Annotated in this window: 21 protein-coding genes; 13 read left to right on the plus strand and 8 right to left on the minus strand. The window is 60.8% G+C overall.

Features of this window, described 5'->3' with window-relative positions:
* The first annotated feature begins 231 nt into the window (after nucleotides 1–231).
* The 5 genes from A6V37_RS30625 (at nucleotide 232) to A6V37_RS30650 (ending at nucleotide 6,232) form a co-directional block, all read left to right on the plus strand.
* Nucleotides 232–1,353: a polyamine ABC transporter substrate-binding protein gene (locus tag A6V37_RS30625; protein WP_064269745.1), complete on the plus strand. Its 1,122-nt coding sequence runs from the start codon at nucleotides 232–234 to the stop codon at nucleotides 1,351–1,353.
* 11 nt (nucleotides 1,354–1,364) lie between these two features.
* Entirely contained in the window at nucleotides 1,365–2,657 is a 1,293-nt protein-coding gene (locus tag A6V37_RS30630) for an NAD(P)/FAD-dependent oxidoreductase (protein WP_064269746.1), read from the plus strand.
* Nucleotides 2,658–2,730: 73 nt separating this feature from the next.
* Entirely contained in the window at nucleotides 2,731–3,102 is a 372-nt protein-coding gene (locus tag A6V37_RS30635) for a cupin domain-containing protein (protein ID WP_064269747.1), read from the plus strand.
* A 58-nt stretch (nucleotides 3,103–3,160) separates the two neighbouring features.
* Nucleotides 3,161–4,654: an aldehyde dehydrogenase gene (locus A6V37_RS30640; RefSeq protein ID WP_064286670.1), complete on the plus strand. Its 1,494-nt coding sequence runs from the start codon at nucleotides 3,161–3,163 to the stop codon at nucleotides 4,652–4,654.
* 483 nt (nucleotides 4,655–5,137) lie between these two features.
* Nucleotides 5,138–6,232 (plus strand): porin, encoded by a 1,095-nt coding sequence (locus tag A6V37_RS30650; protein WP_064269750.1) that lies wholly within the window; start codon nucleotides 5,138–5,140, stop codon nucleotides 6,230–6,232.
* Here the strand turns inward: A6V37_RS30650 and A6V37_RS30655 are convergent.
* Entirely contained in the window at nucleotides 6,229–7,167 is a 939-nt protein-coding gene (locus A6V37_RS30655) for a LysR substrate-binding domain-containing protein (protein WP_064269751.1), read from the minus strand. The two genes, A6V37_RS30650 and A6V37_RS30655, sit on opposite strands and share 4 nt — an antisense overlap.
* A gap of 216 nt (nucleotides 7,168–7,383) precedes the next feature.
* Here A6V37_RS30655 and A6V37_RS30660 point away from each other — a divergent pair, with 216 nt between their 5' ends.
* Nucleotides 7,384–8,835 carry a carboxylesterase/lipase family protein gene (locus tag A6V37_RS30660; RefSeq protein WP_064269752.1) on the plus strand — a complete coding sequence of 484 codons (1,452 nt, stop codon included), beginning with the start codon at nucleotides 7,384–7,386 and terminating at the stop codon, nucleotides 8,833–8,835.
* 113 nt (nucleotides 8,836–8,948) lie between these two features.
* Here A6V37_RS30660 and A6V37_RS30665 read toward each other — a convergent pair whose 3' ends face one another.
* The 4 genes from A6V37_RS30665 to antA form a co-directional block, all read right to left on the minus strand.
* On the minus strand, nucleotides 8,949–9,947 hold the full coding sequence (locus tag A6V37_RS30665) for an AraC family transcriptional regulator (RefSeq protein ID WP_064269753.1): 999 nt from the start codon (nucleotides 9,945–9,947) through the stop codon (nucleotides 8,949–8,951).
* Between the two features lie 96 nt (nucleotides 9,948–10,043).
* The gene (antC, locus tag A6V37_RS30670; protein ID WP_064269754.1) at nucleotides 10,044–11,084 is read right to left on the minus strand and encodes an anthranilate 1,2-dioxygenase electron transfer component AntC; all 1,041 of its coding nucleotides are present in this window, start codon (nucleotides 11,082–11,084) and stop codon (nucleotides 10,044–10,046) included.
* A 16-nt stretch (nucleotides 11,085–11,100) separates the two neighbouring features.
* Nucleotides 11,101–11,598: an anthranilate 1,2-dioxygenase small subunit gene (gene antB, locus A6V37_RS30675; protein ID WP_064269755.1), complete on the minus strand. Its 498-nt coding sequence runs from the start codon at nucleotides 11,596–11,598 to the stop codon at nucleotides 11,101–11,103.
* A 3-nt stretch (nucleotides 11,599–11,601) separates the two neighbouring features.
* A complete protein-coding gene (gene antA, locus A6V37_RS30680; protein ID WP_064269756.1) occupies nucleotides 11,602–12,990 on the minus strand; it encodes an anthranilate 1,2-dioxygenase large subunit in 1,389 nt (462 codons plus the stop codon).
* 356 nt (nucleotides 12,991–13,346) lie between these two features.
* On the opposite strand from antA, the gene A6V37_RS30685 reads away from it, so the two are divergent.
* The 5 genes from A6V37_RS30685 (at nucleotide 13,347) to A6V37_RS30705 (ending at nucleotide 17,713) form a co-directional block, all read left to right on the plus strand.
* Nucleotides 13,347–14,483 carry a muconate/chloromuconate family cycloisomerase gene (locus A6V37_RS30685; RefSeq protein ID WP_064269757.1) on the plus strand — a complete coding sequence of 379 codons (1,137 nt, stop codon included), beginning with the start codon at nucleotides 13,347–13,349 and terminating at the stop codon, nucleotides 14,481–14,483.
* A 42-nt stretch (nucleotides 14,484–14,525) separates the two neighbouring features.
* Nucleotides 14,526–14,816, plus strand: coding sequence for a muconolactone Delta-isomerase (catC, locus tag A6V37_RS30690; RefSeq protein ID WP_064269758.1), 291 nt, complete (start codon nucleotides 14,526–14,528; stop codon nucleotides 14,814–14,816).
* 77 nt (nucleotides 14,817–14,893) lie between these two features.
* Nucleotides 14,894–15,841: a catechol 1,2-dioxygenase gene (gene catA, locus A6V37_RS30695; protein WP_064269759.1), complete on the plus strand. Its 948-nt coding sequence runs from the start codon at nucleotides 14,894–14,896 to the stop codon at nucleotides 15,839–15,841.
* 229 nt (nucleotides 15,842–16,070) lie between these two features.
* Nucleotides 16,071–17,300, plus strand: coding sequence for an MFS transporter (locus A6V37_RS30700; protein WP_082902780.1), 1,230 nt, complete (start codon nucleotides 16,071–16,073; stop codon nucleotides 17,298–17,300).
* A gap of 38 nt (nucleotides 17,301–17,338) precedes the next feature.
* The gene (locus tag A6V37_RS30705) at nucleotides 17,339–17,713 is read left to right on the plus strand and encodes a cupin domain-containing protein (protein WP_064269760.1); all 375 of its coding nucleotides are present in this window, start codon (nucleotides 17,339–17,341) and stop codon (nucleotides 17,711–17,713) included.
* Between the two features lie 201 nt (nucleotides 17,714–17,914).
* On the opposite strand, the gene A6V37_RS30710 is transcribed toward A6V37_RS30705, so the two are convergent.
* From A6V37_RS30710 to A6V37_RS30715, 3 genes are read right to left on the minus strand one after another with little or no spacing between them, the layout of a single operon-like run.
* Nucleotides 17,915–18,190 carry a CDGSH iron-sulfur domain-containing protein gene (locus A6V37_RS30710; protein WP_064269761.1) on the minus strand — a complete coding sequence of 92 codons (276 nt, stop codon included), beginning with the start codon at nucleotides 18,188–18,190 and terminating at the stop codon, nucleotides 17,915–17,917.
* A gap of 21 nt (nucleotides 18,191–18,211) precedes the next feature.
* The gene (locus A6V37_RS43250; protein WP_075643581.1) at nucleotides 18,212–18,472 is read right to left on the minus strand and encodes a CDGSH iron-sulfur domain-containing protein; all 261 of its coding nucleotides are present in this window, start codon (nucleotides 18,470–18,472) and stop codon (nucleotides 18,212–18,214) included.
* 46 nt (nucleotides 18,473–18,518) lie between these two features.
* The gene (locus A6V37_RS30715) at nucleotides 18,519–19,049 is read right to left on the minus strand and encodes a flavin reductase family protein (RefSeq protein WP_075643582.1); all 531 of its coding nucleotides are present in this window, start codon (nucleotides 19,047–19,049) and stop codon (nucleotides 18,519–18,521) included.
* 320 nt (nucleotides 19,050–19,369) lie between these two features.
* Between A6V37_RS30715 and A6V37_RS30720 the strand changes: the two genes are divergently transcribed.
* Nucleotides 19,370–20,257 carry a LysR family transcriptional regulator gene (locus A6V37_RS30720; protein WP_064269765.1) on the plus strand — a complete coding sequence of 296 codons (888 nt, stop codon included), beginning with the start codon at nucleotides 19,370–19,372 and terminating at the stop codon, nucleotides 20,255–20,257.
* Nucleotides 20,258–20,548: 291 nt separating this feature from the next.
* On the plus strand, nucleotides 20,549–21,628 hold the full coding sequence (locus A6V37_RS30725) for a porin (protein ID WP_075643583.1): 1,080 nt from the start codon (nucleotides 20,549–20,551) through the stop codon (nucleotides 21,626–21,628).
* Nucleotides 21,629–21,637: the final 9 nt, after the last annotated feature.

Consider the following 21,637-nt stretch of genomic DNA (forward strand, 5'->3'; position numbering starts at 1 on the left):
AATTCCGCATGCCTACAGGGGGATTCACCCAAACGGCGTTGTCGTAGGCCAGGCTTGTCCTTCATTTCAGGGACAGACGATGCGTGCCGCGCTCTTTACAGTGCTCTAAAAGCGTAAAGCAAGGGGACGCTAGCCACATAGCCCATCGCCTTGCCGCGCACTTACGACTTTGCTTGCCGGCGGCATCTGTCTCGACTGGAGCGGCCGGTGCGTCCTATCAGGAGATTTTTCATGCGTGCCCGTTTTCGTCGCTGCCCGGTCCCGAGGCTCGTGCTTGCCGCATCGGCCGGCTTCATGTTCGCGGCCAGCTTGCCCGTGCGGGCCGGCGATACCGAACTGAACGTCTACAACTGGTCCGAGTACATCGCGCCGGGCACGGTGCCGAACTTCACGAAGCTGACCGGCATCAAGGTCCGCTACGACAGCTATGACAGCGACGATACGCTGCAGACCAAGCTGCTCGCCGGCAGTTCCGGCTACGACATCGTCGTGCCCACGTCGAACTATCTCGCGCAGCAGATCCAGGCGGGCGTGTACCAGAAGCTCGACAAGTCGAAGATCCCGAACCTTGGCATTCTCGATCCGGCGCTGATGAAGATGCTCGCCAAGGCCGATCCAGGCAACCAGTACGGCGTGCCGTGGGTGTGGGGCACGACAGGCGTCGGCTACAACGTCGAGGCGGTGAGGAAGCGGCTTGGCGACAACGCGCCGACCGACAGCTGGGCGCTGCTGTTCGATCCGGCGAACGTCTCGAAGCTCAAGGGCTGCGGCGTGTCGCTGCTCGACGCGCCGGACGCGACGTTCGCGGCGGTGCTGCAATACATGGGCAAGGATCCGAACAGCGGGAATCCCGCGGACTATCAGGCGGCCTACAGCGTGCTGAAGACGATTCGCCCGTACGTCACACAGTTCAACTCGTCGGGCTACGCGGACGATCTCGCGAACAACGACGTGTGCGTCGTGCTCGGCTGGTCCGGCGACGTCGGCGTCGCGCGGCGGCGCAACCAGGAGGCGAAGCGCGCGTACGAAATTCGCTATGCCAATCCGAAGGAAGGCGGGCTGCTGTGGTTCGACGTGATGGCGATCCCGAAGGACGCGCCGCATCCGGAGGCGGCGTTGCGGTGGATCAACTACATCGAGGATCCGCAAACCAACGCGGCCATCACGAACGAAATCGCCTATCCGAGCGCGAACAAGGCCGCGCGTGCGTTCGTGAAGCCGCAGATCGCGCAGGATCCGGGCGTCTATCCGTCTGACAGCATGCTCGGCAAGATGACGCTCGCATTGCCAAGAAGCGTCGAGATCGCGCGCTTGCAGAACCGTCTGTGGCTGCAGTTGAAGTCCGGCAGTTGAGGCAGACGATCATGCTCAAGTTCGAAAACCAGGCGCATGTCCCGTCCTACTATGCGGCCAGCGCGAATGACCGGACGTCTCATCCACCGCTCGAGGCGGCGGTCTCCACGGACGTTTGCGTGATCGGCGGCGGCATGACTGGCCTCTCCACCGCGCTCGATCTCGCGGAACGCGGTTATTCGGTCGTGCTGCTCGAAGCGTCGAAGATCGGCTGGGGCGCAAGCGGCCGTAACGGCGGCCAGTTGATCACCGGCTATTCGTGCGGCATCGATACGTTCTCGTCTTTCATGCCGGAAACGGACGTGCAGCGCGTCTGGGCGATGGGTGTCGAAGCGGTCGAGATCGTCAAGCAACGCATCGAAAAACACCGGATCGATTGCGACCTGACATTTGGCTACGTGGTCGCGGCCAACAAGCCACGCCATGCCGAGGCGCTGCGTGCCTGGCGTGACGCTGCCGAGACGCGCTTCGGCTATCGCGCGTACCGGTATGTCGCGCAAGACGAGATGAAACTGCATGTCGCGTCGGATCGCTACGTGGCCGGCCTTTATCACGCCGACAGCGGTCATCTGCATCCGCTGAACTACACGCTCGGCCTTGCGCGCGCGGCACGCGGCGCGGGTGTGTCGATCTACGAGGACACCAGCGCGCAAGCGCTGACGAAGACCGCGCAAGGCCATCGGGTCACTTGCGCGCGCGGGCAGGTGGACGCGCGCTATGTCGTGCTGGCGGGCAACGCCTATCTCGGCCGGCTTGCGCCGGCGCTCGCGCGCAAGATCATGCCGGTCGCGACTTATCTGATCGCAACCGAGCCACTCGGCGAGGCGAGGGCGAGCAGCACGATGCCATCCGATGTCGCGGTCTGCGATTGCAATGCGGCGCTCGACTATTTCCGCATGTCGAAAGACGGCCGGTTGCTGTGGGGCGGCAAGGCCAGCAGCTCGACGCACGCGCCGCGCGAACTCGCCGCCGCCATGCGGCGCGACATGCTGAAGACGTTCCCGCAGCTCGCCGACGCGAAGATCGACTATGCGTGGGGCGGTTTCGTCGATGCAACGATGAACCGTGCACCGCATTTCGGCCGCCTTGAACCCGACGTGTACTTTGCGCAGGGTTTCTCCGGGCATGGCGTGAACGTGACGGCGCTCGCCGGCCGCCTGATCGCGGAGGCGATCGATTCGCAGGCCGCCCGCTTTGACCTGTTCGGCAAGATCCGGCATCGCGACTTTCCCGGTGGGCGTCTGCTGCGCCAGCCGATGCTGATGCTCGCGATGAGCTGGCACAGCATGATGGACGCGCTGTGATTCAGCGCCAGCCGGCTCGCGTGGCCGCGCGGCACCCCACCAATCTTGAACATTGCCTAACCTGGAGGCGTTAATGACCGATATCACGACGATCGTCGACCTGATGCGCGACACGGCGGAGCTGACCCAGTCCCGCGTGCCGCGCGGCCTGCTGCTGGCCGGCAATCCGGTGCAGACCCTCACGCATCACTACATCAGCCCGTGCGGACAATTCAGCTCCGGAATCTGGGAAAGCACGCCCGGTCATTGGACGATCGAATACGACGAATCGGAGTACTGCGAGATGTTGAGCGGCGTAGCGGTCGTGCGCGACATGCAGGGGAGCGAAAAGGTGCTGCGCGCCGGCGATCGCTTTGTGATTCCTTCCGGTTTTCGTGGCACCTGGGAGGTGGTCGAGACGTGTAGAAAGATCTATGCGTCGCACGCCCCGCAGGCTGGACATTGACGATGTGAACGGTCACTAGTCCCGTGCCTGTCAAACGGAACGTAACATAGGTATCCTTATGAATCAGAAAACTTTCTCGGACTGGCGCATTGAAGCCGCCGTCATGCAGATCGAAGGACGCGCATTCATTGATGGCGCGCCACGTCACGCGTCCACCGAAAAGACATTTCCCTGCGTGAGTCCTATTGATGGCCGCGTGCTGGCGCGGGTCGCCGAGTGCGGCGAGGCGGATGTCGACGCAGCGGTGGCGACGGCACGGCGGGCATTCGAGACGCAGAGCTGGGCGGGCATGAATCCGCGCGATCGCAAGGCCGTGCTGCTGCGCTGGGCTGCGTTGATACGGGAGCACCGCGACGAGCTGGCGCTGCTCGAGACGCTCGATACCGGCAAGCCGATCGGCGATACAACGGCGATCGACGTGCCGGCTGCCGTGCAATGCATCGAATGGTATGCCGAAGCGATTGACAAGGTGGGTGGTGAAGTCGTGCCGGCCGACCATCATCTTGTCGGTCTGGTGACGCGCGAGCCCGTAGGCGTGGTTGCCGCGGTGGTGCCGTGGAACTTTCCGCTCCTGATGGCGGCGTGGAAGTTTGCACCGGCGCTCGCGGTTGGCAATAGCGTGATTCTCAAGCCGTCGGAGAAGTCGCCGCTCACGGCCGTTCGCATCGCTCAATTGGCGCACGAGGCAGGTTTTCCGCCAGGCGTATTCAACGTCGTGCCGGGAGGCGCGGAACCGGGCAGGCTGCTCGCGCTGCACCACGGCGTCGATTGCATCGCGTTTACCGGTTCGACGAGAACCGGCAAAGCGATCATGGAATGCGCGGCGAAATCCAACCTGAAGCGCGTATGGCTCGAACTCGGCGGCAAGTCGCCCAACATCGTGCTGCCCGATTGCCCGGATCTCGATCGCGCGGCGAAGGCCGCTGCCGACGCGATTTTCTTCAATATGGGCGAGGTGTGCACCGCGGGTTCACGGCTCCTCGTCCACCGGGACATCAAGGACGCCTTCATCGCGAAGGTGGTCGCCGCCGCGCGTGCCTATGAGCCGGGTCATCCACTCGATCCGGCCGTGACGATGGGGGCGATTGTCGATCGCATCCAGTTCGAGCGCGTGCTCGCCTACATTGAAGCGGGGCGCCGTGAAGGCCGGCTGGTGACAGGCGGCGCGCCCGTGCGCGAAGAAACCGGCGGTTTCTATCTCCAGCCGACCGTGTTCGAAGTCAAGCCCGACGCGACAATTGCCCGCGAAGAGATCTTCGGCCCGGTTCTGTCGGTCATCGAGTTCGATAACGTCGACGACGCGGTGCGTATTGCGAACGACACCGAATACGGGCTCGCGGCCGCGGTGTGGTCCGGCGATCTGACGACCGCGCACGAGGTGGCGCGCCGTCTGCGTGCGGGAACAGTCTGGATCAACGGCTACGGCGAAGGCGGCGGCGAAATGAGTTTTCCGTTCGGCGGCTACAAGCAGTCGGGCAACGGCCGCGACAAGTCTCTGCACGCGTTCGATAAATATACGGAGTTGAAGTCGACGATAGTGCGGCTTCGCTAGGCCTTGCGGGCCATCCGCCGGGCTCGCTATTGTCTGATGAAACCCGTGCCGCGGTCATGGGTGAGATATCTGGACGCGAATGTGAGAGCGGCAACATTTGGGCATTGTGTGCCGGAGGATTGGTTCCTATGCTTCTCTGGCGACAAGTGATCTCTATGTCGTGGCGTGTTGGAGCCGCAGATAAATCTGCGGCTTTTTTTTGACCACGGGGATGTGTTGCTCCGCCATCTCCGGCCCATCCCCCCGCTGCGCTACGGCCGGTACCACTGCAAGGTGGTCAAGCGCCAAACACTTCAACAATAAATCTGTCGCGGCGGCCACTTGAGTTTTCTTCAAGGGGGGCTGGCGAAACTTTCCGTTTTGTTTCCGCGCGACCTGCGGGACTATCTCCAGCGACATTCTTGGCCAGGGCGCGGGAAACCCGTGGCCTCAAGTCATATGAAAACCAGGCGCCACGCCATAAAATCTGGAGATTAGTTCGTCATGCGAATGAAATGGAGTGCGGCGGTACTGCTCGCCACCGCGACGGGGCTTGCGTATGGCCAAAGCAGCGTTATGCTGTATGGCATCATCGACACGGGGATTTCGTACTATAACCACGCGACGGCGAATGGCGGGACGTTTGTTGGAATGGCTTCCTTGACCGGCAGATTGCCCTCTCGCTGGGGACTGAGAGGAACCGAGGATCTGGGGGGAGGCTTCAAGACATTCTTCGTGCTCGAAAACGGCTTCCAACCGGGCAACGGCACGCTGAATTACGGTGGCCGTCTCTTTGGCATTCAGTCAAACGTGGGCATCAGCAGCGACTACGGGTCCATCACGCTGGGCCGGCAGTTGGGCATGTCGATGTACGCGCTGATGAACGCAGACGTGATCGGCCCGTCGATTCATTCTCTCAGCGTCTTCGATTCGTATCTTCCCAACGCCCGCAGCGACAACGCGATTGGCTACCTGGGCAAGTTTCACGGCTTCACGGTGGGCGGCACATATAGCTTTGGCCGTGACGCTGCGGGTCCGGCAGGTCCTGGTGCAACCAACTGTCCAGGGCAGGTGCCAGGCAACATGCTTGCGTGCCGGCAATACACCGCGCTCCTCGCGTACGACTCGACAAGCTTCGGCGTAGCGGCTTCTTATGACGTGCAGCGTGGCGGCACAGGCGCTACACCGCCGCTTAACAGGAGCGCCTACACCGATACGCACAACATTGTCGACGGCTACGTTGTGCTTGGCCTCACCAAGGTCGGATTCGGCTGGATCAGAAACAATCTGGCCGTAGCAACTCACTTGCAGACAGATATATTCTTCGCGGGCGCGACCTACTATGCCACGCCGGCGCTTATCTTCGACGCTCAAGGCGTGCGCTATCTCCAGCGCGGGGGAGACGGCAAGAAAGATGCAACGTCGACGTTACTGATCGGACGCGCAAGTTATCTCCTCTCGAAACGCACCATGGTGTACACGTCGGTGGGGTACATGTTCAATAGCGCACAGGCTGCGAATGCGGTCGCCGCTGGTGGCACGGTTGGCGTCGGCATGAACCAGCTTGGCGTGATGGCGGGTCTGCAACAGAAGTTCTAACGCGTTCCAGCAGCCGGGGCAGGGCTCACCGCCTCTTTGAGTTGCTGCAGAAACAGGGAGGCCGCTCTGCTCAGCGGCTTATCCTTGCGCGTGACGGCGACCAGCGGACCCAGATGCAGCGGCAACTGGCAAAGCACGGGTTGCAGGCGGTACAGGGCATGCAACTCGTCCGTGATGCATTGGGACGCGAGGATCAGCGTATCGCTCCTGCTTGCGAGCCGGTACGTCAGGGAGGAGACCTGCGAAGACATCACATCTGCGCCAAAGCTCAATCCCATATCGCGCACGGCGAATTCCAGTTGCTGCCGAATAATGTTCGGCTGTTCCGGCAAGATCCACGGGAAATGGAGCAGGTCCTCCAGCGTCACCTGCTTCTGGGTGAGGGGGTGCCCTTGCCGGGCGACGAATAGGGGATGATCTTCGCGAAGCGATTCTTGCGCATACTGATTTCCACCAAAGCCACTCGCAAGACGACCTATCACGACGTCTATCAGGTCCTGGTCGAGGCGCTCAAGCAGCGTCTCCATCGAATCTTCACGCACGCTCAGGCGTATTCGAGGCAATTTCGTGGAGAAGTCGGCAATGCAGTCGGCCAGGGTTTCCCACCAGTTGAGCGGAAAGAATATCCCGATCGACAGGGTTCCCATGTCGCCCTCCCGCAGCGCGTCGAGTTCCGCTTCAGCCCTCTGCACGTCGGCGGCGATCAGGTAACCGTGCCGCACGAGAGCCTCGCCGATAGTCGTCGGGCGCATGCCTGACGGCGTACGTTCAAACAACTGCGCGCCCACGATCGCCTCGATCTCCGCCAATGCCTTCGATATGGCCGAGTGGCTCACCATCAGCACCTCGGTGGCCTTCTGCAGACTCCCGCATCGCGCTATTTCCAGCACTACCGAGATATGCCGGAGTTTCAGACGCTGTTGCAATGAATTCATGGGCAGTCGCTCGTGAGTTTTCTTCAAGGGGGGTAAGCCAAATTTTCCATTTTGTTTCGGCCACAACTGCGGGACTATCAGCAATCGATGCAAGCCCGCATACCCCTGCCAGGAGCGATAAGAATATCAGGAGAACGGTGCATCGGATCAGGGATTTTGAACCGGTGCGTTCGCTAACGCGGCGCCCCTCCACATGGAAACGAGTGAGCAAGATTAATGACGAAGACAACCATCACACAATGCGCGCAAGGTGTTCTCGAAGGCCTGTTGGACAACGGTGTTCATACGTTCCTCAATATTCCGTACGCCGCAGCTGCAGGCCGGTTTCTTCCTGCGCTGCCTCCGGCTGCCTGGTCCGGCACGCGTGACTGCACGCAGCCGGGACCGGTGTTTCCGCAGTTGCCGAGCCGCCTCGATTTTGTAATGGGCCCGACGGCGCATGGGGTGGACATGTCAGAAGACGCTTTTCGACTCAACGTTTTCACGCCATCACTGTCGGGCAAGCTGCCGGTCATCTTCTGGATTCACGGCGGCGGTTTCCTCACGGGGGGAGGCTTGCTCAAATGCTACTCCGGCGACCAGCTCGCGAGGAGCGGCCGCGCAATTGTGGTGACGATGAACTACCGGCTTGGATTGCTCGGCAATCTGTACATGAAGGGCGTTTCTCCAGGGAACCTGGCCGTTCGGGATCTGGAAATGGCGCTGCAGTGGGTCAAGTCGAATATCGCTGCTTTCGGGGGCGATCCGGAATCCATCGTGCTGGCCGGACAATCCGCGGGCGCGTGGTTTACGCAATTGCTTGCCGCCATGAAGTCAACCAGCCCGCTCGTCAAAGGCGGCATCATGCTCAGCTATCCGGGACTGCCGCCGTTGTCGCCGGACGCGGCACAGACATTGGCGGAGCAGTTCTGCGCAATGGCGGGAGTAGATTCATCTGGTGAAGCTTTGCGCACGATGCCGGTGGAACGCGTCCTGGAGTTGCAGACTGCCATGCTGCGCGCACAAAGCGTGTTCGCAGAGGTGCCTGTTCTGTTCCGGACTGTTTTCGACGCGGACGTTCCAGCGAATCCGGCTGCGCAGGCCGCGGAGCGCTTTGCCGGTAAGCCGCTCATGATTGGCTGGACCCGGGAGGAAATGGGCAGTTTCTTCGCGAGCAACCCTGCCATGCTGGATGTGACAGAAGAGCAGACGCTGAAGAAATATGGCGAGGAGTTCGGTGAGCAGGGCAAGCAGAACTACAGGCGGGCACTCAAGCGTCGCGTGAACAGCCGGCCTTATCACGCGCTGGTGGATCTGGGTTCGGACAAACTGATCAAACTTCCATCGATCAGGTTTGCCGCGGGCATGGAGTCGGCGGGCAGCAACGTCTTCGCGTATCAGTTCGATTTCCAGTCGCCTCAGGCAGACGTGGGGGCTTGCCATTGCTTCGAGCTGCCGTTCCTATTGGGCAATTTCGAAAACTGGGCCAATGCGCCGATGCTGAACGGGATTGACCTCGCGGCAGCACGCTCGCTATCGGCATGCATGCAGGAGTACGTGCTGAATTTCGTCGAGACGGGCGATCCCAACGGGGCGGATTTGCCGGCATGGCCGGTCTATGATCGTCTGCATGGACGCAAGACCATGCATTTTGGCGAGCTTATCGAGTCGGTTACGAGCGGCGTATAGCCGGTACTTTCACAACGTTAGCGAACCTGATCGTTGGCCTGATCATCAGGCCGGCGCTATCGAAGCCGGGCCAGTCGCAAGCGGACGGTCCGGCTTCGCTGCATTCCGGCGGCCTAGCGGCCCGTGACGCGCTTGAGTGTCTGCGAGGGCGTCTCACCGAACAGTTGTTTGTAGTCGCTGGAAAAGCGGCCGAGATGCGAAAAACCCCAGCCCATCGCGATGGAAGATACGTTGCCCTCCGAATGGTCCGCGAGCATGTCGCGCCGTACCGCTTCCAGCCGGTACTTCTTCAGGTAAGCCATGGGTGCGTAGCCGAAGTGCTGCCGGAAGCCGTCGAAAAGCTTGTAGCGCGACACACCCGCGGCTCGCTCGATGTCTTCGAGCGCGATATCTTCGCGTGCGTTGTCGTGGATGAACTGTTTCGCGCGCAACAGATAGTGCGGGTAAGAAGGACGCATCGCCTCGGCGAGCGCCTCCGAGTAATTGTGCGGCTGCGACAGCAATAGTCCCTTGAGCAGCGCCTGCTCGAGATCTCCCGCCATGTGCAAGTGATTGAGCAGCGGTCCGGATCGCTCCATTTCAGCCAGCATGAACTTGACCATGCGCCACCAGGCGGACTGATCACCGTTCGCGGCGTCCATGTATGGCTCGAACGTCAGCGCGGTATTGAGCGGTTTTTGCAGCAACGTCTCAAGCACCTGCCGCAGCGCGAGGTGCGGAATCGACACGATGATCTTGCGGCAGTTGCCGGTGATAGCCAGATCCTGCGTTTCATGCGGCGACAGAATCAGGCCTTTGTCCTGGTCCGACAGCCATAGGCGCCCGCGCGCTGCGAGCTCCTGCTGCCCTGTGAGCGGCAGGCTCACGCTATAGCAATTGAGCGGCGTCTCGTTGCGCACCGAGACGGTGACATCGGTGCCGTACTCGACATAGCCGAGTGTGCTCGCCATGGAGCGCATCACCGTGCCCGAGTGATGGAATTGCAACTGTTGCGGGCTGCGCACCTGCAACATGTGCGGCCCGCAAATCGCCGCCATCCAGTCGCGCGCGCCCTCGAGGTCGTGAAGCAAAGCGTCGAGTCCGCGGCTTTCGTTGACGGCGGGGGAGGCCATGGCGTGGTATTGAGCGATTGACGAGTCTCCAATGGTAAACCACGCCGCGCTTCGACAAAATACCGGAGCATCCCGAATGCGGGACGCTCCGTCGCCTCACGATGCCTGCTGCGCGCTGTTGCTGTCCCCAAATTTCTCGTAGTACAGCCGGTGGCTGTCGATACGTTCTCCCGCAAGCCACGTCTTGATCGCCTCGACCATCGGTGGCGGTCCGCACACATACATGTCGAACGGATTCGCTTCGAGAAACGCGCGGTCGAAATGCTCGGGTATGAGCCCCGTCTTGCCTTGCCATCCTTCGGCGGGATTCATCACGACTATCTCGCACGAAAAGTCGGCGATGCGCTCTTCGTAGGCCCTCAGGCGCTCGAGTTCGCACAGGTCGCGAGTGTTCGTCACGCCGTAGTAGAGCCGCACCGGCTGGCCGCAGCCGCCCTTGTGCGCGAGATCGTCCAGCATGCCGAGGAATGCGGAGAGGCCCGTGCCGCCTGCGACCATCACGAGCGGCCGTTCGACCTCACGCAGATAGAACGCGCCGAGCGGCGCCTCGAACTCGATCGTCTGGCCGGGCTGGCAGCGCTCGCGCATATAGTTGCTCATCGCGCCGTCCGGCAGCAGGCGGATCAGGAATTGCAGCTGGTTTCCCTCGTCGGGCCGGTTGGCGAACGAATACGAGCGCCACACGTCCGCGCCAGGCACCTTCAGGCGTGCATATTGTCCCGGCAGGAAATCGAGCCGGCCCGGATGGGCGCTCGCGTCGAGATGCAGGATCGCCGTCGTTTCGGACACCTGCTTCACGGCGGTGACCTGCCCCGAGAGCTGCGCCAGGCTTGCCGCGCTGCACAAGCTCGAATCGAAGTCGAAGTAGAACGAAGCGTCCGATTGCACGCGCGTCTGGCAAGACAGCATCTTGCGTGCGGCGAGGTCGTCGTCGGACAACGTTTCCTCATCGACGTAATCCTGCGTATAGCTGCCCGATTCGCAGCGGCCCTGGCAGGTCCCGCACACGCCTTCGCGGCAATCGAGCGGAATGTTCACGCCGTTGCGCAGCGCTGCGTCGAGCAGGAGTTCGCCCGCGCGGGTCTCGAAGAATACTGTCTTGCCATCTGCAAAACTGAAGGCGACCTTGTGGCTCATGGCATGGGACTCCGTCTTACAGATGATAGAAATCGAGCACCGCGTTGATGGTGTCGTTCAGCAGAAGGACATGCTTGCGCGTAATCTTCCAGCTGTCGCCGTCAGCGCGCAGATGGTACGTGGCGCGCCCGAAGAAATGCTCGCCAATGCCTTGCCGCGCGTAGAACGTGGCCCAGTTGGTTTTCACCTCCAGCTCGCCGCCTTCGCGCTCGGCGATGCGCACGTTGGTGATCTGGTGCAGCGTGCGCGGCAGCGGCGTCGATGCCGCCGATTTGCCGGTGCGCAGGCGAAACACGCGATCCTCGAGACCTGTGCGGTTCGTGTAGTAGATGAGCGACATGCCGCGTTTCGGATCGATCGTGTACACGTGCTCGGAGTCCCACTGCGGCACGTGAAATTCGCTGTGTTCGTCGAACAGGTCGAGGTACTCGTCCCAGCTTTGCGCGTCGCAAAGTTCGGCCTTGCGATAGAGAAACTGCTCGACCGATTGTTGGAGCGTATGCGTGACTGACATGGATCAAGCCTCCTTCTTGCTGTTCGATTGCTGCGCGAGACCCTTCAGGAGAGAGCCTTGCCACGTGCGGTGCTGGTTGACGTACAGGCCCTCGTGCGTGAGTTCCGTGCCGCACAGCGCGGGTGCAATGCCGAGCAGGCGCGTATTCGCCGTTTCGCCTTCCACCCACTTGTGGTTGCCGCGCGAGATGTCGCTCCAGCGTTCGAGGCGTGCCTGGAAGCCGCGCTGTTGTTCGCGGAACTCGACGAGGTCGTCCGGTGTACCCATGCCCGACACGTTGAAGAAGTCCTCGAACTGACGAATGCGGCTTTCGCGCTCCTGATCCGATTCGCCTTTCACGCCGATGCACTGGCTGGTGACCTCGGTCTTGTTCCAGGCAACCGGCCGCACGATGCGCAGCTGGGAGCTGATCTGGTCCATGAAAAAGAGGCTCGGATAGATGTTCAGGTTGCGCAGCCGATGCATCATCCACTCGGCCTTTTCCTGACCTTGCGCTTCGACGAGGCGCGGCATCACGCTCGCGTAGCCGGGCCGCACGCTCGGATTCGGCATGTCGCTGAACAGCACGCTATGGCCGTTCCTGAAGGCGAACCAGCCGTCGTCGGTCTCGGTATCGCCCGCGCCGAGCTTGCTGTAGTCGAGCGTGCCGCTCGCCGGGCCGCCTTTCTGCGCGTTCGATTCCTGGCGATGCTGCACCGTGGCGACATAGTTGTAGTGCACGGTGCTCACGTGATAGCCGTCGAGGCCGTTCTCGTTCTGCAGCTTCCAGTTGCCATCGTAGGTGTAGGTGGATTTGCCTGGCAGCACTTCGAGCTCGCCCGTGGGCGATTGCGCGACCATCATGTCGAAGAAGAGGCGCGCATCGCCGAGGTAATCTTCGAGCGTGTCAGTGCCTTCAACGTCGAGGCTGATGAACACGAAGCCCTTATAGCTCTCAATACGCGCTTTTTTCAGGCCGCGAGTGGATTTGTCGAAGTCTTCGCAATATTCGCCCGGAGCCTTCACCTTGACGAGGCGCCCGTCGCTCTTGTAGCACCAGGCGTGAAACGGACACGTGAAGGTGGACTGATTGCCCTTGGTCATGCGTGTGAGCGTCGCGCCGCGATGCTGGCACGCGTTGATCATCGCGTTGAGCTGGCCGTTGCCGTCGCGCGAGATGATCATGGGCTGGCGGCCGGCGCGCATCGTCATGAAGTCGTGCGGTTTCGGAATCTCGCTCTCATGGCAGGCGTAGATCCAGCTCTTCTCGAAGATGAGTTCCATCTCGAGGTCGAACAGTTGCGGCTCGGTGAACATCTCTCGCGCGATGCGATAGACGCCTTCCGCCGGGCGAAAGTCGAGGCATCCGCCAATAAATTCCTGCCACTCCGAAGTGTTCTTCTCCGCGCTCATGATGGGGTCTCCTCCCGATAAGCGGTCTTGCGACCAGGTCCTTGATGAGACGGATTGAATACCGGACGCGGCGCGGGCGCTATCCGCCTACTCGACAGTCACTATCCGTTTTTTTTGATGCGGGCCCTGGACGTTGGGCGGACGGGTCCCGGCGGGGCGCCGGAGAGTGCCGCGGATCGCACGGCAAAAAAAGTGGATAAGGAACGCAAACCAGGTGGATAGCGCGTGCGCCACACCCGGTATTCAATGCTACCGACGGCCTGCCAACGCCCATCGACGCACCGGGCGAGGCTCCGAGACTGGCCGCCGGTACCGGCGTACTTCCACCGGGTTCACAACACCACTCAGCTTCCGCCATGACCCATCCGACGATTGAACGCATCGAAACCCGCCTCGTCGATCTGCCCACGATCCGGCCGCACAAGCTTTCCGTTGCGACGATGTACGGGCAAACCCTGATGCTGGTGAAGGTGTACTGCAGCGACGGCGTGGTCGGCATCGGTGAAGGCACGACGATCGCCGGCATGGCCTACGGTCCTGAAAGCCCGGAAGCGATGAAGGTCGCCATCGACACTTATTTCGCGCCGGCGATGGTCGGTCAGGACGCCACGCGCATTCAGACGCTGATGGCGCACCTCGGCAAGCTCGTCAGGGTCAATCACTTTTCGAAGAGCGCGCTCGAAACGGCGCTGCTCGACGCGCACGGCAAGCGCCTTGGGGTGCCGGTGAGCGAACTGCTCGGCGGCCGCCGCCGTGAGCGCGTGCCGGTTGCGTGGACGCTCGCTTCGGGCGATACCGCGAAAGACATCGCCGAAGCCGAGCAGATGCTCGAAGTGCGCCGCCACAAAGTCTTCAAGCTGAAGATCGGCGCGAAGGCCCCCGACGTGGACATCAGGCATGTCGCCGAAATCAAGAAGGCCCTGGGTGAGCGCGCCGCCGTGCGCGTCGACGTGAACATGGCCTGGAGCGAGACACAGGCCGCCAGAGCGATCCCGGCGCTGGCCGACGCGGGCTGCGAGCTGGTCGAGCAGCCGGTGGCGTCGGCGGCCGCGCTTGCGCGTCTGGTGCGCCGCTTCCCGGTCGCGCTGATGGCCGACGAAGTCCTGCAGGGCCCGGACAGTGCATTCGAGATCGCAAAGCAACAAGGCGCGGACGTGTTTGCGATCAAGATCGAACAGAGCGGGGGGCTCTTTGCCGCGCAGCGCGTGGCCGCGATTGCCGACGCGGCAGGCATCGAACTGTATGGCGGCACGATGCTCGAAGGCGCGTTCAGCACGATTGCTTCCGCCCATCTGTTCGCGAGCTTCGCGAACCTGCAGTGGGGAACGGAATTGTTCGGACCGCTACTGATCACCGAAGAGATTCTGACGAAGCCGCTCGACTACAGCGACTTCGAACTGACCGTGCCCGCCGGCCCGGGCCTTGGCATCGAGTTGGATGAAGCCAGGGTCGAGCGCTTTACCCGCAACGGGCTGACGAAAGTCACCCGCTAATTCCGCATCCCCCAGCAGGACGCAAACAACAGGACGCAGACGATGCTTTTCCACGTACGCATGGATGTGAACCTTCCGGGCGACATGCCCGCCGAGGTCGCCAACGAGATCAAGACGCGCGAAAAGGCGTATTCGCAGGAACTGCAGCGCAGCGGCAAGTGGCGCCACATCTGGCGTCTGGTCGGCGAGTACGCGAATTACAGCATCTTTGATGTTGAGAGCAACGCCGAACTGCACGACATCCTCACCGCGTTGCCGCTATTCCCGTACATGAAGATTTCGGTGACGCCGTTGTGTCGCCACCCGTCGTCGATTCATGACGGCGATGCCTGAACCTGGGGAGCTGCTTTTTTTAGTCAGGCAGCGCCGCTGGGCCCATTTTTCCCCCAAGACATGTGGAGACAACAATCATGAGCGTCAAAGTATTCGATACCAAGGAGGTGCAGGACCTGCTGAAGGTCGCGTCGAACCTGGGCGGCGATAACAGCAACGACAGCGGCAACGCCCGTTTCCAGCAGATCGTCCACCGCCTGCTGAGCGACGTGTTCAAAGCCATCGACGATCTCGACATCACGCCCGACGAAGTCTGGGCAGGCGTGAACTATCTGAACAAACTGGGTCAGGATGGCGAAGCAGCGCTGCTCGCGGCGGGCATCGGCCTGGAGAAATATCTCGACATCCGCCTGGATGCCGCGGACAAGGCCGTCGGACTCGACGGCGGCACGCCGCGCACCATCGAAGGCCCGCTCTACGTGGCCGGCGCGCCGGTGCGCGAAGGCGTGTCGAAGATCGACATCAACGAAGACGCCGAAGCCGGCCCGCTCGTTATCCGCGGCACCGTCACGGATACGGACGGCGAGCCTGTGCCCGGCGCCTTGGTCGAATGCTGGCATGCCAACTCCAAAGGCTTCTATTCGCACTTCGACCCGACCGGCGCGCAAACCGGCTTCAACCTGCGCGGCGCTGTCAGGACGGGCGCCGACGGCAAATACGAATTCCGTACGCTGATGCCGGTGGGCTATGGCTGCCCCCCGCAGGGCGCCACGCAGCAATTGCTGGACGGGCTCGGCCGGCACGGCAATCGTCCGGCGCACGTGCACTTCTTCATTACCAGCGACGATCACCGTAAGTTGACGACGCAGTTCAATATCGAGGGCGATCCGCTGATCTGGGACGACTTCGCCTACGCGACCCGCGAAGAGCTGATTCCGCACGTTGTCGAGAAGACGGGTGGCGCGGCGCTGGGCATGAAGACCGATGCGTATAAGGACATCGAATTCAACATCGTTCTGACGCCGCGAGTGCAGGGCAAGGACAACCAGATTGTCAACCGCCCGCGTGTGTCGGCGACGGCGTAACGGGCCGGGATGGCGGTTGTCGCGCCGCGAGGCGGGGTCACGCACACACGGCATACGCTGCATGTGCGTGACCCCGAACGCGTCCGCAGAAAGGAATGCAGGGCGACTATCGTTCCTCGCCAGGAACACGGTTTTCCAGCAGACGAATTTCGTTCTCTACCGTTTCGCACGATCATAGACACTATTCCAGCTCGCGGAAGCGAGCCAATAGTCGTAGTGAGGAGACGTTATGCAAGCGGTCATTCCAACACCAACAGGCTGTAGCGACGAAGCGGACGTCGCCACATTCCGCTGGGTGGTCCTGTTCTTTGCCTGGGCCGGACTCATGCTCAGCACGGTCTGCCGTCTCGCATGGGGCACGCTCGCGCTTCCCGCTGGGCAGTCGCTCGGACTGCCCATTGCGGCCCTCGGGGTATTTGTCACGGCGTTTTATGTGGGCTATGTCCTCTCCAATGTCGTAGGCGGTGTCACGACCGATCGGATCGGAGGCCGCGCGACGCTGTCCGTGTCTCTGCTCGGACTCGCATTTGCAACGTTCTGCTTTGGTTACACGCCGTCGCTCGCCGTGGGGCTTGTATTGCAATGTGTCATGGGACTTACAGCAGGAGCCGACTACGCCGCCGGAGTGAAACTCGTCTCAACATGGTTTGCGAGGCACGAGCGCGGACGCGCCGTCGGTTTGCTCATGAGCGCGTCATCCATGGCCGTTATCGTGACCAATGCGGTTTTGCCTGGCGTTGCGACGAACCTTGGCTGGCGCAACACCTATCATGGCCTGGGCATCTGCGCGCTCGTTCTGTCGGTCCTGACGGCCGTGATCGTTCGCAATCACTCCGTCGCGGCCAACGAGCAGGCGCCGGAGCGCGGCGCAAAGAATCTGCGTGCAGCAGCGTTCCTCAATCGCAATTTCATTTTGCTCGGACTGGCCGGTTGCGGCGGGTTCTGGGGCACGCTCGGCTTCGCGTCGTGGGCGATTTCTCTCATGGTAAAGGGCCATCACATGGCCCCAGTGCAAGCAGGATTCATTGTGGCGATCGCCGGTGTTGCGGGGCTGGCCAGCAAGCCGTCGATCGGCTGGCTATCCGACAGGCTGGGCGGACGCCGGAAGGCACTGACGGTAGTTTCCTTTCTGTTCTTCTTTGTCGCTCTGCTGATGTTTGGGCAGCTTTCGGATCTTGGTGCATTTCGCTTCGCGGCTCCGTTTATCGGCATCGGTGCATTCGTGTATAGCCCGTTGCTGGTGACGCTGGTTGCAGAGCAGAGCGGCATCAATCGGGCCGGCTCCGCTGCAGGGATCGCAAATGCGGTGTGGCAGTCGGGCTCGGCGATGTCGCCGGCTGTGGTGGGCCTCGTATTCCAGGCGACTCATTCTTTTCAGTCGGCTTTTGCCACGCTCGCGCTGGGTCCGCTGCTGGGCGCGATCTGCATGCTGTTTGTCAAGGAACAGACCGGCCAGTAAATCCGGTAGGCCGCCAACATCAAGATCAAAGGACTTCAATGATCCACATTACGCACACTTTCGATACGCCGTGGCGATCGCATCAGATTGAAGGTTCACGCGGTTACGAATTCATCTTCAACATTCTCGGGACCGAGTACACCGACGCCTATAACATCGATATTGCGAAGGTTGCGCCGGGTGGATATTCGCCCCTGCATATCGACCAGGATAACCACGCGTTTTATATCCTCGAGGGCGAAGGAGAAATCGACATCGCCGACAAGTGTTATCAGGTCAAGGCGGGCTCAGTGGTACGGATTCCGCGCGGCGTTGTGCATGCTATCCGGAACATCGGTGAGGGCTGGCTGATGTTGCTCAGCATTTACGACCCCCCACGCATCCGCAAGCAGAAGGACGTGGAAGCCGCCTGAACTGCTTGTCGTCGGATGTGCGGTAGCTAATGACGTTGCGAGCACGGACATGGCTCGCAACGCCGGATTGAAGGCAGACTTGAGCGGCTGATTCGTAGAGAGTAAAGAGGCCGATCTTGCGGAATGCAAGATCGGCCTCCATTCGTGTCCGATTTCCGGAGAGCGCGGCGGCGGATCGCGGCCGGCGCGTTCGAGAACGTCTTAGCTTTGCAGCGATTGGTCCACCGACGTGTTCGACGTGTTCGACGTGGGCACGTCAGCCAAGGTTTGCGCGGACGCAGCAGGCGCCGCGCATCCCGCCCATCGTTGCGCCCGATGTTCACCGTCGCAATAGGGTTTGCTCTGCGAGTGCCCGCATCGACAGAGACTGAAGATGCCGCTGTTGGGAAAGCGGTTGCCCAGCGCATCGACGATTTCGAATTCGCCGACCAGGTGAAGCGGGCCGGCGTTCATGATTTGACCTTTGACGATTGACATAGCGGTGCCAGTGGAGACAGATTATTGCGAGGGGGCGGGGGTATTCGAAGTAGAAGCGGGCGCAGGATCGGCGCTGTGCCCGCATTGCGGTGCTCGGGGAGAGCTCGAGAATCCCGCATGTTCATGCGACGAGTCACAAAACGGCAGCCGCGCCGACAGGCCGCATCGGCACAACCGGTAGATCTTGCGGGCGCGCACGATCTGGCCGTTGTCATCGACAAGTTCGAATTCGCCCGTCAGTTGCATGGGACCGTTGTCGATTATCTGAACCTTGTTTGTCATGGAGAATATCTGCCTGATCGTGGTAAGTGGCGTCGCCCGGCCGCTGTCAGCTGGATTTTTCGGCGCTATTTCCGGCGTGCGAAAGATCGGGATGAACGGCTTCAACTGGTGGGCCCAGCGAATAGAATGTGCCGCGATTGCAGACTAGCGGCCGTTCGTCGGTGCGGTGAATCTGCAAGGCTTCACCGACCAGAATAGTGTGGTCGCCGCCTTCGTACGCAGCCCAGCGGCGGCACAGAAACCAGCCCATCGTGCCGGTGAGAATAGGGGTATCCGCAATCCATTCATGCGGAGGATCCCAACGCTCAGGTATCCGGTTCGCGAAGTAGTGGCCGTGAAAACCCTGGTGTTCAGCGAGGATATTGATTGCGTAATAGTTGTCGCTTGATAGCAGTGCATGCGACTTCGCGGTCTTGGCGATGCTGACCGCCACCAGTTGCGGGTCGACTGAAACAGCCGCAAATGAACTCGCGGTCATGGCGTGCATGCCGCCCCGTCCGTCAGGCATTGAAACGACAGTGACGCCTGTCGTGAAGGCTCGGAGTCCTTTGCGGAACTCTTCGGGATCGACTTTCAATACGAACCTCGTGGTTGGGATTTGGCTGGAGTGCGCACCTGTATGCGCTTTCTAAGTCCTATCGTTGCACTCGCCCGTAGCGATATCAAGACGAATCCACGAAACGTGGTGTTCCGCGATGGGAACGAGACGGTGGGTCAATGCGCCGATTCAAGCGATGCCGCGGCGCGTGAGGTGTGCTGGAAACCCCGGTTTGACAGATATTATTGTCGTCGTTACACAGTCCTTACGAAGGGTTTGACCTGCGATTGGCCGATTGAAGTTCATTTTGTTGCAAACGGGAATGATGCAGGCTTGAATGGTTAAGCAACCAGAAACATATGATTGAACTCATCGACATTCGCGTCTTTTCGAAGCTTTCCGAGTTGATGAGCTTCAGTTCAGTAGCCCGCGTGCTCGCAATGCCAAAGTCTTCTGTCAGCCGGTCGCTCGCGCGGCTCGAGGAGCATCTGGGTGTCGCGTTGATCATCCGGTCCAATCGCAAGGTGGCGTTGACCGATACGGGCGTGCTGTTTGCCGAATCCGCAAAACGGATACTCAACGAAGTAGAAGAAGCGGAAGAAAAGGTCGGACAGGTGCGGCTCACCCCGCGAGGACTTCTGCGAGTCAGTTCGCCCGTTACCCCTGGTCAGTTCATGATCGCACCGCTTGTCTCTGAATATCTCGCGGCTTATCCCGACGTCCAGGTGTCGCTGGAACTCACCAGCAGCAAAATAGAGCCGTTGACGGACGAAATGGATGTGGTGATCCGCACGGGCGCCCTCGAAGACTCCAGGCTGATTGCGAAGAGACTTGGGAGTGCACGGCTGGTGCTGGTTTCGACGCCCGCCTATCTCCGTGCGAATGGCACACCCGAGTCACCCGTTGACCTCCCGGCGCACTTTCTCCTCGACATTGCCGACGGCCCGAACGAGTGGCGCCTGCGCCGCGCTGAAGAAATATCGACGATCGCGGTTCATCCGCGCTTCTTCGCCAATGACACGAGCACGCTCCGGACGGTTCTGCTGTCTGGATCGGGCCTGGCCTGGCTGCCTGACTATCTGTGTCGTCAGGATATCGAAGAGGGCAGACTGGTGGGGGTGATGCCGGATTGGGAAAGAGGCGAGCGGGAGATCAATGCTGTTTTCCCACGGCACAGAACGCTGTCACCGAAAGTGCGGTCATTCGTGGATTTTTTGGCTTCTCGTCTTAACAGCGAAAAGCGGTAAACCCCGCAATGCTGCACCCCTTCTCCGGGAAGGGGAATTCCTTTGCGTCAGCATGCCATGTGCGTCCAGGTTGCAGCGGGCGTTGCTGTTGTCGTGCCTGTCTCCCCGTTACCGTGAAAACCCGGATGACCAGATCGGGAATCTGGTGTTCCAGCCCGGGACCTTGTGCGCCAATTAATGGCTGGGCACTTTTGAGTCATTGCACGGGCGCTCATGGTCAATACGGTCGATGAAGTGTGCCGTCGCGCAAGCAGCGATTTTGTATAACACTTCAAATCAAGGGGACAACAAGTGAAGTCATGGCTCTATCCTGGCGTAGCCGCCGCCATTGCGACGGTTGCACCCATCGCACACGCCCAGAGTTCAGTCACATTGTATGGAATCCTTGACGTTGGGATTCAGTACACGACCAATCAGGGTGGGCATCATAGTGTGCAGGAGGCGAGCAGCATGATGCGCGGGGATCGATGGGGTCTCCTCGGCCGTGAGGATCTCGGCGGCGGACTCAGGGCGGTATTCAAGCTGGAAAGCGGATTCTCGCTGAACAATGGGACATTAGGTCAGAGTACGGCGACTGCCCAGCGAATATTCGGCCGTTACGCCTATGTCGGACTGGCGAACGATCAGGTGCAGGTGCTCTTCGGCAGACAACCCGACTTCATGCTGGACTACATGCAGACGACGGCGAACTCCTGGTATGGTACGTCGCTGGAGTTTCACCCGGCGATCAACGCCAACTTTTTTGGAAACAACGGCAGCAATCCTTCGCTTGACCGCATTGGAGGAGGGGAGGTCGACAGTTCGGTCAAGGCAACGTGGAGTCCGGTGAAGTCACTGAACTTTGGCGCGATGTACGGTTTCGGCGACGCCCCTGGCATCGGCTCGCCCAATAGCACCCAAAGCTATGGTGCGACATGGACCACGACCGGCACTTTAGTGGGCGCTGTCTACACCACGCGCAAAGACAACCTGACGCCAGGAACATTGCGAACGCTGGGCATTGGCGGTACGACCTCGGTGGGCGATTTCATGGTCAATGCGCTCTACACCAACTCGAGGTGGACGTTGACAGGGGACGTCGCCAGTATTTTCGATGTCGGCGTACGGTACAACATCACGCCGTTCCAGGTGGTCGGCCTGGAGTACACATTCCTCGACAAGAACAACGGTCCCAAGAATGTCTTCTATGCGAGTGTTCGAAGCACGTATGGCGTGATTTACGATTACCGGCTTAGTAAAAGAACAGATATCTACGCGACCTACGTCTTTCAGCATGCGACGGGTGGCCGTCAGGCGCAGATATTCGGCATGTCGCTCAGTTCGAGTTCCGCGCAGGGAGTCGCGGCAATCGGCATACGTCACTACTTCTAGAGAGAATCC

The sequence above is a fragment of the Paraburkholderia ginsengiterrae genome (assembly GCF_001645125.1).
Classification (GTDB): domain Bacteria; phylum Pseudomonadota; class Gammaproteobacteria; order Burkholderiales; family Burkholderiaceae; genus Paraburkholderia; species Paraburkholderia ginsengiterrae.

Excerpts from the sequence above, each read along its gene's own strand:
- A6V37_RS30625 (WP_064269745.1), top strand. The coding sequence starts at position 232 with ATGCGTGCCCGTTTTCGTCGCTGCCCGGTCCCGAGGCTCGTGCTTGCC.
- A6V37_RS30630 (WP_064269746.1), top strand. The coding sequence starts at position 1,365 with ATGCTCAAGTTCGAAAACCAGGCGCATGTCCCGTCCTACTATGCGGCC.
- A6V37_RS30635 (WP_064269747.1), top strand. The coding sequence starts at position 2,731 with ATGACCGATATCACGACGATCGTCGACCTGATGCGCGACACGGCGGAG.
- A6V37_RS30640 (WP_064286670.1), top strand. The coding sequence starts at position 3,161 with ATGAATCAGAAAACTTTCTCGGACTGGCGCATTGAAGCCGCCGTCATG.
- A6V37_RS30650 (WP_064269750.1), top strand. The coding sequence starts at position 5,138 with ATGCGAATGAAATGGAGTGCGGCGGTACTGCTCGCCACCGCGACGGGG.
- A6V37_RS30655 (WP_064269751.1), bottom strand. The coding sequence starts at position 7,167 with ATGAATTCATTGCAACAGCGTCTGAAACTCCGGCATATCTCGGTAGTG.
- A6V37_RS30660 (WP_064269752.1), top strand. The coding sequence starts at position 7,384 with ATGACGAAGACAACCATCACACAATGCGCGCAAGGTGTTCTCGAAGGC.
- A6V37_RS30665 (WP_064269753.1), bottom strand. The coding sequence starts at position 9,947 with ATGGCCTCCCCCGCCGTCAACGAAAGCCGCGGACTCGACGCTTTGCTT.
- antC (WP_064269754.1), bottom strand. The coding sequence starts at position 11,084 with ATGAGCCACAAGGTCGCCTTCAGTTTTGCAGATGGCAAGACAGTATTC.
- antB (WP_064269755.1), bottom strand. The coding sequence starts at position 11,598 with ATGTCAGTCACGCATACGCTCCAACAATCGGTCGAGCAGTTTCTCTAT.
- antA (WP_064269756.1), bottom strand. The coding sequence starts at position 12,990 with ATGAGCGCGGAGAAGAACACTTCGGAGTGGCAGGAATTTATTGGCGGA.
- A6V37_RS30685 (WP_064269757.1), top strand. The coding sequence starts at position 13,347 with ATGACCCATCCGACGATTGAACGCATCGAAACCCGCCTCGTCGATCTG.
- catC (WP_064269758.1), top strand. The coding sequence starts at position 14,526 with ATGCTTTTCCACGTACGCATGGATGTGAACCTTCCGGGCGACATGCCC.
- catA (WP_064269759.1), top strand. The coding sequence starts at position 14,894 with ATGAGCGTCAAAGTATTCGATACCAAGGAGGTGCAGGACCTGCTGAAG.
- A6V37_RS30700 (WP_082902780.1), top strand. The coding sequence starts at position 16,071 with ATGCAAGCGGTCATTCCAACACCAACAGGCTGTAGCGACGAAGCGGAC.
- A6V37_RS30705 (WP_064269760.1), top strand. The coding sequence starts at position 17,339 with ATGATCCACATTACGCACACTTTCGATACGCCGTGGCGATCGCATCAG.
- A6V37_RS30710 (WP_064269761.1), bottom strand. The coding sequence starts at position 18,190 with ATGTCAATCGTCAAAGGTCAAATCATGAACGCCGGCCCGCTTCACCTG.
- A6V37_RS43250 (WP_075643581.1), bottom strand. The coding sequence starts at position 18,472 with ATGACAAACAAGGTTCAGATAATCGACAACGGTCCCATGCAACTGACG.
- A6V37_RS30720 (WP_064269765.1), top strand. The coding sequence starts at position 19,370 with ATGATTGAACTCATCGACATTCGCGTCTTTTCGAAGCTTTCCGAGTTG.